The sequence below is a fragment of the Pseudomonas sp. S5D5 genome, assembly GCF_003013355.1.
Lineage (GTDB): Bacteria > Pseudomonadota > Gammaproteobacteria > Pseudomonadales > Pseudomonadaceae > Aquipseudomonas > Aquipseudomonas aylmerensis.
Window position 1 is genome coordinate 4195652 of record NZ_PTEO01000001.1, and the last position, 11677, is coordinate 4207328.

Here is an 11677-nt window from a genome sequence, read left to right on the forward strand (position 1 = left end):
GGGCCTGGAAGGCTTCCGGCAGGGTTGGGAAATTAAGGGATTTGACCGCAGGGAGGTGACATGGGAAGCGGGGACAAGGGCGCCAGCCCTGGGATCGGGCTGAGCAGCGGTGTGGTTTTAACGCGCAGGCGCGCCAGCGATGGCGCGGTGTCAGGCAGCGACGAGGGTCAGGCCTCGCGCGCCTTGACCTTTAAATGCCGGGCATACCAGGGCCGCTTCGGCACGCGCTTGAACAAACCCAGCAGCGCATCGTCCTCGGCACCGAAGGTGATGCGCAGCGCGAGCTTCATGGTCTCCGGATCCATCTCCATCGACTTGCCCATCTGCAACCCCGGCGTGGTGCTGCAGCCATGGGTGTCCGGGCCCAGCCACGGGTCAGCGACTTCGACCCAGCGCCCCGGCGCAAACCAGGCCACGCCGTTGACCTGCATGCGGCTGACCTCGCCGGGATTGAAACGCTCATGGGCACGAAACCAGTCTTCGATGCGGTCGTCGATCCAGCCGTGGAAGTGCCAGAACACCGGGTTCACGTGGGACGAAAACGGGTCGCCGAGGAAGTCGTTTTCCGCCGCATACCAACGCGGGGCGAAGTCTGCCGGGTCGCGGGCCAGGGGCACGGGCGCACCGTTGGAAGGGTCACGGGGCACCGAGGCCCAGCGCATGTGCAGCCAGTCATGCAGGCCCAGCTCCATCTCCGAGCCCAACTGGCCGAGGCTCAACTTGGCCAGGTAACGCGGGTCGCGGTACTGGGATTCCCAGACCTGGAAGTTGCTGTGGTAGGTTTCGGCGGCCTTGATGTCGCTGACCCACTGGGTGTATTCGCTGTCATCTGCGGCCCACCAGGTGGGCGGCAGGGCGAAACCATCGTGGTTGTCGAAGTACCGCAGGAAGCCCAGGCGATCGCGCTCAAGGGGCGGTTGCGGCGCGGGGAATTGCGGCCATGAGGGCAAATCCTGCATTGAGCGCGCGGTGCCGAGCATGTGCCGGTGCATGAAGAAGAAGTCGATGCCCGAGCCGTTGCGGTCCTTGTGCTTGCCACGCGCATCACGTTCCTTGCCCCGTGGGCCGGGTTGCCAGCCGATACCGCGCAGGGCCTCGCGCTTTTCTTCGGAGAGCTTGTGCCACTGGTCCCGGGTGGCGTGCCACAGCTGATGGAACAGGCGGTGCTCGGGCGCGATCAGCCAGGCCAGTAGCGTCGGGTTGAGGCCGATGCGTTGGCGCGCTTCGGGAAACCAGTGCTTGTGGGCAATGAAGCGGTTGTCGCGCTCGGTCAATGCCAGCGGGCGATCCAGATCAAGGATCTGCCCGCTGAGGGTGCTGCTGCCGGCGTTGGCAAAGTCCGCCCAGACCTGGTCGAGGGTCATCTTGAATTCATAGGCGGGCCTGCCGTCGGCGGAATCGCGGTCGATCAGGCGCCAATAGAGCAAGGCGCTGTCGCCGCTCACCAGGTCACCGAGTACGCGATAGCGCGGCTCGCCTTCGGCGCGCAGGTTGGCGGCAGTGTCCAGGTAGCCACGCACGCCGCGGCCACGCGGGGCGATGTCGAGCAGCAGTTCCAGGCCTTGCAACGGCAGGCCCTTGAGGCCGGCGTCGCGACCTTCCAGGCGCAGGCTCCACACGCCACGCAAGGTGTTTGCCAGGTGCTGGCCGGCAGTATCGGCCAGCGCCACCGTGGCTTCGCCGGGGGTGATGGGGAATTCTTCTTCGCGCGTCAGCTCGCGATGGGCATAAAAGGCCGCCGGCACAGCGGCGCCGGTGAGCGCCAGGCCTGCGATGAACCCACGTCGAGAGATGGTCATTGTCTACCTTAGGAAACGGCTTTATCAGAGCTAGAACGTTTGCAGCCCGGGGAAATTTACCGCGCTGTCGGCGGCGCCTAAATTTGCGCGCCCATCACTCGTTCTTCCCTGATAGCGAAGGCCTCAACTGACTGAGATGGCAATGACAAAACCACGTTCGAAAAAGGCGCTGTATATCGGCCTGCCGCTGGCACTGGCCATTGGTGCCGGGGCCGGTTTCCTGGTCTGGGATCACTGGTTCAAGGGCAATGCCGGCTATCCGCTGGAGGTCATCAAGCAGGCCAATGAAATGCAGGACCGGCTGCTGTCGTTCGACAGCCATATCACCGTGCCGGTGGATTTCGGCACCGCCGGCAACGAGGCCGACAAGGACGGCAGTGGCCAGTTCGACCTGGCCAAGGCCGCACGCGGCCGCCTGTCCGGTGCCGCCCTGACGATCTTCGGCTGGCCGGAAATCTGGAACGGCCCCAACGCACCGCACAAACCCACCGACGGTTTTGTCGAAGCCGCGCGCAATGAACAGGAAGTGCGCTACAAAATCATCAGTGGCATGGTCCGCGACTACCCCAACCAGGTCGGCATCGCCTACACCCCGGACGACTTCCGGCGCCTGCATGGCGAGGGCAAGTTCGCGATCTTCATCAGCATGCTCAACGCCTACCCGCTGGGCAACGACCTCAACCAACTGGACCTGTGGACCGCACGCGGCATGCGCATGTTCGGCTTCAGCTATGTGGGCAACAACGCCTGGTCCGACTCGTCGCGCCCGCTACCGTTTTTCAATGACTCGGTGGATGCCCTCGACGGCCTCTCGGACATCGGCAAGCAAGCGGTGCACCGCCTGAATGACCTCGGCGTGATCATCGACGTGTCGCAGATGTCGACCAAGGCCCTGGAGCAGGTGGCGCAGTTGAGCCGTACGCCGATGGTGGCATCGCACTCGGCGCCACGCGCGGCGGTGGATATCCCGCGCAACCTCAGCGACAAGGAACTGCAACTGATCAAGCAGAGCGGCGGCGTGGTGCAGATTGTCGGGTTTTCCGCCTACCTGCGCCCGCTGAGCCAGCCGACCCAGGACAAGCTCAACGCCCTGCGCGCCCGTTTCGACCTGCCACCGCTGCCCAACCTGGCCGTGGCCTTGATGCCGGGCGACGCGATCATCGCCGCCTGGCCCGAACACAAGTTCGGCGAGTACGCCGGCGCGCTGTACGCGATCCTCGACGAAGAGCCCAAGGCCACCCTCAAGGACCTGGGTGACGCCATCGACTACACCGTGCGCAAGATTGGTATCGATCACGTCGGCCTGGCGTCGGACTTCAACGATGGCGGCGGCATCCAGGGCTGGAACAACGTCGGGGAAGTGCGCAACGTCACCGCCGAACTGATTCAGCGTGGGTATTCCGAAGCCGATATCGCCAAGCTGTGGGGAGGCAACTTCCTGCGCGTGTGGGACCAGGTCCAAAAAGCTGCCAAACCCTTGGCCAACCGCTAATCACCTAGAAGTATGTCCATGACCGACCGCCGTACTTTTCTCAAGCAGGCCGGTGTTTTCGCCGCGAGCCTGCCGCTGGGCACCGCCCTGCTCCCCCAGGCAATGGCTGCCGACAGCACGAACGACCCATGGACGGGATTCAAGCAACTGTTCAACCAGGACCCGAGCTACCTGCACTTTTCCAACTTCCTCGTAGCCTCGCACCCCAGGCCGGTGCGCGAGGCCATTGAACGTTACCGCGCACAGATCGACCGCAACCCTGGCCTGGCGATGGACTGGGACCTGCAGGAGACCTGGAAGCGCGAAGGCCAGGTCCGCGAATGGGCCGGCCGCTACCTGAAGGCCACGCCCGCGCAGATCGCCCTCACCGGCAGCACCTCCGAAGGCCTGGCGATGATCTATGGCGGGATCAAGGTGCGCGCCGACCAGGAGATCCTGACCACGATGCACGAGCATTACGCTACCGAGTTCAGCCTGGATTTCCGGGTACGCAAGGAGCAGACCCAGGTCCGCAAGATTCGACTGTTCGACGATGCCCACCGGGTGTCCGCCGATGAAGTGCTGGGCAATATCCAACGCAATATCCGCCCCAACACCCGCGTGCTCGGCATGACCTGGGTACAGTCCGGCAGCGGTGTGAAGCTGCCCATCGGTGAGATCGGCAAGCTGGTCGAGGAACACAACCGCGAGCGCGATGACAAGGACCGTATCCTCTATATCGTCGACGGTGTGCATGGTTTTGGTGTGGAGAACCTCGATTTCCCGGACATGCACTGCGACTTCTTCATCGCCGGCACCCACAAGTGGATGTTCGGGCCGCGCGGCACCGGCCTGGTGTGCGCCCGCGACCCCGAGAACAAGTACGTGACGCCGATGGTGCCGACCTTCTCCGAGGACAAGGACTTCGCCACCATCATGACCCCTGGCGGCTTCCACGCCTTCGAGCATCGCTGGGCGGCGGACGAGGCCTTCAGGCTGCACTTGCAACTGGGCAAGGCACAGGTGCAGGCGCGCATCCATGCGCTGAACAGCGAATTGAAAGATCAACTGCTAACGCACCCGAAGATCGAACTGGTTACCCCACGCAGCCCCGAGCTGTCGGCCGGCTTTACCTTCTTCCGGGTCAAGGGCCAGGACAGTGATGCCGTGGCGGCCTACATGATGAAAAACCGTGTGGTCATCGACGCGGTGGACCGTGATGTCGGTCCGGTGATCCGTACCTCCCCGGGCCTGCTCAATTCCAGCGAAGAGATCCAGCGCTTCATGACCCTACTGAACCAGCGGGCGTGAGGCCCGCCCTTTTTCCTTTGAACGAGATGCCCACATGAATCCATCCCGACTCAAGCCCCTGGGCGCCCTGGCGCTCACCGCCCTGTGCGCCACGCTGCTGCCCAACCTGGCCCAGGCCGCCACGCCGCAACCCGGCAAAGTATTCAAGGACTGCAAGGACTGCCCGGAAATGGTGGTGCTGCCCGCCGGCACCTTCACCATGGGCACGCCGGAAGATGAAGTCGGCCGCGAGCCGGATGAAGGCCCGATGCACGACGTGACCTTCGCGAAGCCCTTTGCCATGAGCCGCTTCCATATCACCGCCGGCGAATGGGACAGCTATATCCGCCAGACCGGCGTGAAGATCGCCGATGGCGACACCCGCCCCGGCCGCGAATGTATCGCCAGCAAGCCACGCTACCCGCAGGGCCCGCGCCAGCCGGCGGTGTGCATGGACATGGACGACATCAAGCACTACGTGGCCTGGCTATCGAAAAAGACCGGCCATCAATACCACATGGTCAGCGAAGCCCAGCGTGAATACGCCGCCCGCGCTGGCTCCACCGGGCCATTCCCCTTCCCGTTCGATGAAGGCAAGGGCTACAGCATTGCCGAGCACGCCAACACCTACGGCCCGGCAGATGGCTACAGCTATTCTTCGCCGGTGGGCAGCTACCCGCCGAATGCATTCGGCATGTACGACATGCACGGCAATGTGTACGAACGGGTTGCCGACTGCGAGCACCCCAACTACATCGGCGCGCCAACCGATGGCAGTGCATGGATGGAGCCGAACTGCGAGGGTTACCAGATTCGCGGCAATGACTGGGGCGAGGCGCCCGTGTTCTCGCGCTCGGGCAACCGCAACAACATTTTCCCGCAGACGCGCGGAGACTGGATCGGTTTTCGGGTAGTGCGCGATCTCTGACAACACAGGAGATCCAGTGTGGGAGCGGGCTTGCCCGCGAAAGCGGTGGGTCAGCCACCCTCTTCAGCGACTGACACACCGCTTTCGCGAGCAAGCCCGCTCCCACAGTTTTGGTCGGTGTTCGGGCTGGAGGCCGAGGTGCTGCACGGCATTTGAGCTGAAGGCACAACTCGGCTCCAACCTTGAAATACACCCCAAATGTGTGAGCGGGCTTGCTCGCGAAGACGGTAGATCAGCCACCCTCTTCAGCGACTGATACACCGCTTTCGCGGGCAAGCCCGCTCCCACAGTTTTGATCGGTGTTAGGGCTGACGGCCGAGGTGCTGCACTGGCATTGGCGGGCGGCAACCCCCATTCCAGCCTTGGAATACATGTCAAATGTGGGAGCGGGCTTGCTCGCGAAGGCGATAGATCAGCTACCCTCTTCAGCGACTGACACACCGCCTTTGCGAGCAAGCCCGCTCCCACAGTTTTGATCGGTGTTAGGGCTGACGACCGAGGTGCTGCACTGGCATTGGCGGGCGGCAAACCCCATTCCAGCCTTGGAATACATGTCAAATGTGGGAACGGGCTTGCCCGCGAAGACGGTAGATCAGCCCCCTCTTCAGTGACTGACGCACCGCTTTCGCGGGCAAGCCCGCTCCCACAGTTTTGATCGGTGTTAGGGCTGACGGCCGAGGTGCTGCACTGGCATTGGCGGGCGGCAAACCCCATTCCAGCCTTGGAATACATGTCAAATGTGGGAGCGGGCTTGCTCGCGAAGACGGTAGATCAGCCACCCTCTTAAGCGACTGGCACACCGCTTTCGCGAGCAAGCCCGCTCCCACAGTTGGCGCCGTGTTCGCTTTAGATACCCTTCTGCGCCAACAACTCCAACCCTTCATGCAACGCCGGGAACAGGCTGTTGTTGAAGTTGTTCCAGCGCAGTTCGAGGATGGTGTCGTCCGGCGCAATCTCGGTCTTGAGCACGTCGTGGAACACTTCGCCGGAGTCGATGCCATTGTCCACGTAGTGGAACGACGCACCCGTCAGGTACAGCGGCTCGGACGGGGTGGTGGCCTTGGTGACCCAGTCCGTGACAGTCAACCCACGTGCGCCGTACAGCGCATTCCAGGTGGCGTAGGCGCCACGGCGCTCGTACGGCGACTCGATGCGGGTAATACCCGGATGAATGTTCATGATCCGACGCGCAAACGGCGCACCCGGGCGCACCAGTTCATCGAGGATCACCAGCAGCCCATCAAGCACCACGATATCGGCCTTGAGCTCCACCAGGGTGTCATGCAGGCGGCGTTCGAAATCCTGCTTGCCGGCGATGTGTTCCGCACTGCCGCGTGGCAGGCGGCGGTAGGTGGACGGCACGCTCAGCAGCAAATCATTGACCAGGCGCCCCTGCACCCGCAGGTCGGCCGGGTACAGCCACTGGCGGCCCGGCTGGTAGGCAAAGCCGTAGTCGCTGACCAGCTGCTGGTCACGCGGATTCTGCTCGTCATCGTCGTACACCACGCCTACCAGGTTGTAGGCCTCGCCCAGCGGCGTGTCGTTGAGCGACCCTACCAGAAACTCCAGCACCGACTTCATGTAGCGCTCATGGTCCTTGTAGGCCACAGGCTGCCCGGCCTTGTCGGCGGCGGCATTGCGCAGGGACCACACGTACACCAGATTCTTTTTCGTCATTGTTTCGCTCTCGCTGGATAGATCAGGCACGCGCCCATACGCGTGCGCCTACCCAACAAGAACGAACCAGGCGCCGGGCAATTTATCCGCCGCCGTCACCGCCGGGCACGCCGAGCTAAATAGTCGCGCCAATCCTTCGTTTGTCATGGGTAAGGGTCTGTGTGCCCAGCCCCCTCTATTCACTTTCCGGGAAGTACTTATGACCGACCCCAAGCGCGGCGCCTTCAAGGGTTTGCTCGCATTGCTCAGGCCGTTTCGCACCATCGTGACGGTCTCCGTCGCCCTGGGCATGGCCGGCGGCCTGGCCATCACGTTGCTGCTGGCGACCATCAATAACGCCTTGCACTCCGCCACCGGCATGACGCACGGGGTGATTCTGACGTTTGCCGCATTGTGCCTGCTGGCGCTGACCAGCTCGATTGTCTCGGATATCGGCACCAACTACGTCGGCCAACGCATCATTGCCGCGCTGCGCAAGGACCTCGGCGAGAAGGTGCTGTCGGCGCCCATCGAGCAGATCGAACAGTACCGCTCCCACCGGCTGATTCCGGTATTGACCCATGACGTCGACACCATCAGCGATTTTTCCTTCGCCTTCACCCCGCTGGCCATCGCGACCACCGTGACCCTGGGCTGCCTGGGCTACCTGGCGTACCTGTCGGTGCCGATGTTCCTGATGATGGTCGTGGCAATCATCATCGGCAGCAGCGTGCAATTCATCGCCGGCGCCAAGGGCATCCGTGGCTTCGACGAAGCCCGCGACCAGGAAGACGAACTGCAACGCTACTATTCGGCGATCGCCTCGGGGGCCAAGGAGCTGCGCATCCACCGGCCACGGCGCTACCGCATGAACACCCACCGCATCCAGGAGACCGCCGACCGCATCAGCGATATCCAGGTGCGCTCGGTGAACATTTATATCGTCGCCAAGACCTTTGGCTCGATGCTGTTCTTCGTGGTCATCGGCCTGGCCCTGGCGATGCAGGCCTACAACCCCAACCCGGACCCTGCGGTGATCACCGGCTTCGTACTGGTGCTGCTGTACATGAAAGGCCCGCTGGAACATGTGGTGGGTTACCTGCCGATCATCGGCAAGGCGCGCATTGCGTTTGCGCGGATCACCGAACTGTCCGAGCGCTTCTCGTCCCCCGAGCCCCACTTGTTGATGGACGGCAGCGAAGCCCCGAGTCCGGTGGTCAACAGCCTGGAATTGCGCGGCGTGACCTACAGCCCGCCGCCGGTGGAAGGCAGCCAGCCGTTTCACCTGGGGCCGATCAACCTGAGCATCAAGCAGGGCGATATCGTATTTATCGTCGGCGAAAACGGCTGCGGCAAGACCACCCTGATCAAGCTGCTGCTCGGCCTCTACCAGCCCCAGGCCGGCGAAATCCGCCTGAACGGCGAAACGCTGACCGCTGCAGCACGCGACGACTACCGCCAGTTGTTCACCACGGTATTCGCCGACTACTACCTGTTCGATGACCTGGTCCAGGGCAGCGCCACTCAATCGCTGGACAGCGCCGCCAAGTACCTGGAACGCCTGGAAATCGCGCACAAGGTCAGCGTCAAGGACGGCGTGTTCAGCACCACCGACCTCTCCACCGGCCAGCGCAAGCGCCTGGCACTGGTGAATGCCTGGCTGGAAGAACGCCCGGTACTGGTGTTCGACGAGTGGGCGGCCGACCAGGATCCGGCGTTCCGCCGCGTGTTCTACACCGAGCTGCTGCCGGACCTCAAGCGCCTGGGCAAGACCATCATCGTGATCAGCCATGACGATCGTTATTTCGATATCGCCGATCAGTTGGTGCGGCTGCGTGCGGGCCAGGTGGTGCACGAAATGGCGCCGGCCTGAAAATTCTTTTCCGGTTTCTGCAGTTAGGAACGTCTCACTAGTGGTAATGAGAATTGACCTCAATAAACACCTATAAACTGCCAACCTCAAAACACAGAAGAGAACGCATCCATGTCAGTACGACTCGGTCTCAGCCCCCTGAGCAAAGCGCTATCAATGCGACGGGCACTGAACTTCAACCTCAAGCCTTGCGCGCTTGCCCTCGCGGTGTCCTTGCCCATGGCCAGTTATGTGCAGGCCCAGGAGATCGAGATCGACATTCCCGCACAGCCGTTGGGGACGGCGCTGCAGGAATTTGGTCGCCAGACCAACCTGCAGGTGTTGTACAGCCCGACAGATGTGCAAGGCAAGAACAGCACCGCGGTCAAGGGCAAGCAGGATCCCAACAAGGCCATCGCCACCCTGCTCAAGGGCGCCGGCGTCAGTTATGGCCAGCAAGGCAACACGATCACCATCAGCGCGGTCGCGTCTTCGGGGCTGGAGCTGGGGACCACGCAGGTCACTGCCAACCAGTTGGGCACCGTGACAGAAGGCACTGGTTCGTATACCCCGGGGACCATCGCCACCGCGACGCGCCTGGTGCTGACGCCACGGGAAACGCCGCAGTCGATTTCGGTGGTGACGCGGCAGGTGATGGATGATTTCGGGCTCAACGCTATCGATGACGTGATGCGCCACACCCCGGGTATCACCGTGTCGACCTATGACACCGAGCGTACCAACTACTATTCCCGTGGTTTCTCTATCGTCAACTTCCAATACGACGGTATTCCGACCCTGCGTGACGCCCAATACTCGGCCGGCCAGACCCTGACCGACATGGCGATCTACGACCGCGTCGAGGTGCTCAAGGGCGCCACCGGCCTGCTCACCGGCGCCGGCGGCCCGGGCGGTACCATCAACCTGATCCGCAAAAAGCCGACCTCCGAGTTCAAGAGCAGCATCGAGCTGGGCGCCGGCTCCTGGGATAACTATCGCTCCCAGGTCGACGTCAGCGGCCCACTGACCGAAACCGGTAACGTGCGTGGCCGTGCCGTTGCGGCCTATCAGGACAAACACTCGTTCCTCGACCACTATTCGCGCAAGACAGGTGTGTTTTACGGCATCCTCGAATTCGACCTGGACGAAAATACCCTGCTGACCGTTGGCGCCGACTACCAGGACAGCGACCCGAAAGGCTCCAGCTGGACCGGAACGCGCACCATCTTTGACGCTACCGGCAACAAGCTGGACCTGCCGCGTTCGTTCAACAACGGCCCAAAATGGGGCTCATGGGAGCAGTACAGCCGCACTGCGTTCGCCACCCTGGAACATACGTTCGACAATGGCTGGGTCACCAAGGGCCAGTACAACCACCAGATCAACGGCTATAACGCGCCCCTGGGCTACATTTCCCAGGATTCCGCCACGGCCAGCTCCATTTATGCGCGCAAATACGTCGGCGACACCACCAGCGACAGCCTCGATGTGTACGCCTCGGGGCCATTCGAGCTGTTCGGCCGCGAGCACGAACTGGTGATCGGCCAGTCCCTTTCCATCTCCAAATGGAAAGCCAAGGACTACACCGCGACCACCTACTTCAACAACTCCTATGACTTCTACAACTGGCACGGCCAGGCCATAGAGCCGCTGTGGACTGCCACCAAGATCAATGACGAAACCACCCGCCAGACCGGTACCTATGTGACTGGCCGTTTCAGCCTGACGGATGAGCTGCACCTGTTACTCGGCTCACGTATCGCCAACTACCAGGTCACCGGTACCAGCGACACCCAGGAAAGCGGCAAGGTAGTGCCCTACGCCGGCTTGACGTATGACCTGAACGACAACTTCACCGCGTATGCCAGCTACACAGAAATCTTCCAGCCTCAAACCCAGTACCGTACACGTACCCGTACCATGCTCGACCCGAACGAAGGCAAGAACTATGAACTGGGCCTCAAGGGTGAATTCTTCGAAGGCCGCCTGAACTCCAGCCTCGCTTACTTCGAAGTGCACGAAGAAAACCGTCCCCTTGCCGATACTGCCTGGAACTCCCAGCCAGGCGTCGACTTCTCGTACATCGGCACCAAGACCAAGACCAAGGGCTACGAAGCGGAAATCTCCGGCGAACTCGCCCGAGGCTGGCAACTGCAAGCGGGCTACACACACAAGATCGCCCGCGATGACGATGGAAAGAAGGTTGCCACCTGGGAACCGGAAGATCAGGTGAGCTTCTATACCACCTACAAACTGCAGGGCAACCTGGACAAGCTCACCATTGGTGGCGGCGCACGCTGGCAGAGCGCCGGCTGGCAGACCGTCAACAACTGGGGCTACCCCGGTGGCGGCCGCTCCGAGAAGTTCACCCAGGACCCGTACTGGCTGGTTGACTTGATGACCCGTTACCAAGTGACCGAAAACCTCTCGGCGACCCTCAACGTCAACAACCTGTTCGACAAGCACTACTACACCAACATCGGTTTCTATGACTCAGCCTACCCTGGCGATCCACGCAACGTAATGGTCACCACACGCTGGGACTTCTAAGACCCCCAAAAAAAGCCCCTGATCACGTGACCAGGGGCTTTTTTGTACCCTTTGTCCATGCCTGGGTGAATGCGGTGCCTGGGTGTTTTTCGCCGGCAAGCCTGCTCCTACGAAAGAGGCGTATACCCGAA

The 11677-nt window shown here is 62.2% G+C and carries 7 protein-coding genes; 5 read left to right on the top strand and 2 right to left on the bottom strand.

Going from position 1 to position 11677, the window contains the following annotated elements:
* Positions 1-167: 167 nt before the first annotated feature.
* Positions 168-1799, bottom strand: coding sequence for a PvdJ/PvdD/PvdP-like protein (locus C9990_RS19040; protein ID WP_106804288.1), 1632 nt, complete (start codon positions 1797-1799; stop codon positions 168-170).
* A 142-nt stretch (positions 1800-1941) separates the two neighbouring features.
* On the opposite strand from C9990_RS19040, the gene pvdM reads away from it, so the two are divergent.
* The 3 genes from pvdM to C9990_RS19055 are packed head-to-tail and all read left to right on the top strand — an operon-like array spanning position 1942 to position 5488.
* Positions 1942-3291 (top strand): pyoverdine-tailoring dipeptidase-like protein PvdM, encoded by a 1350-nt coding sequence (gene pvdM / locus C9990_RS19045; RefSeq protein ID WP_065910363.1) that lies wholly within the window; start codon positions 1942-1944, stop codon positions 3289-3291.
* Positions 3292-3309: 18 nt separating this feature from the next.
* On the top strand, positions 3310-4581 hold the full coding sequence (locus tag C9990_RS19050; RefSeq protein ID WP_106804289.1) for an aminotransferase class V-fold PLP-dependent enzyme: 1272 nt from the start codon (positions 3310-3312) through the stop codon (positions 4579-4581).
* A gap of 34 nt (positions 4582-4615) precedes the next feature.
* Positions 4616-5488, top strand: coding sequence for a formylglycine-generating enzyme family protein (locus C9990_RS19055; protein ID WP_106804290.1), 873 nt, complete (start codon positions 4616-4618; stop codon positions 5486-5488).
* Positions 5489-6334: 846 nt separating this feature from the next.
* Here C9990_RS19055 and C9990_RS19060 read toward each other — a convergent pair.
* On the bottom strand, positions 6335-7165 hold the full coding sequence (locus C9990_RS19060; RefSeq protein ID WP_106804291.1) for a N(5)-hydroxyornithine transformylase PvdF: 831 nt from the start codon (positions 7163-7165) through the stop codon (positions 6335-6337).
* A gap of 199 nt (positions 7166-7364) precedes the next feature.
* Here C9990_RS19060 and C9990_RS19065 point away from each other — a divergent pair, with 199 nt between their 5' ends.
* The gene (locus C9990_RS19065) at positions 7365-9017 is read left to right on the top strand and encodes a cyclic peptide export ABC transporter (protein WP_106804292.1); all 1653 of its coding nucleotides are present in this window, start codon (positions 7365-7367) and stop codon (positions 9015-9017) included.
* Positions 9018-9173: 156 nt separating this feature from the next.
* Positions 9174-11546: a TonB-dependent siderophore receptor gene (locus tag C9990_RS19070; RefSeq protein ID WP_106804293.1), complete on the top strand. Its 2373-nt coding sequence runs from the start codon at positions 9174-9176 to the stop codon at positions 11544-11546.
* Positions 11547-11677: the final 131 nt, after the last annotated feature.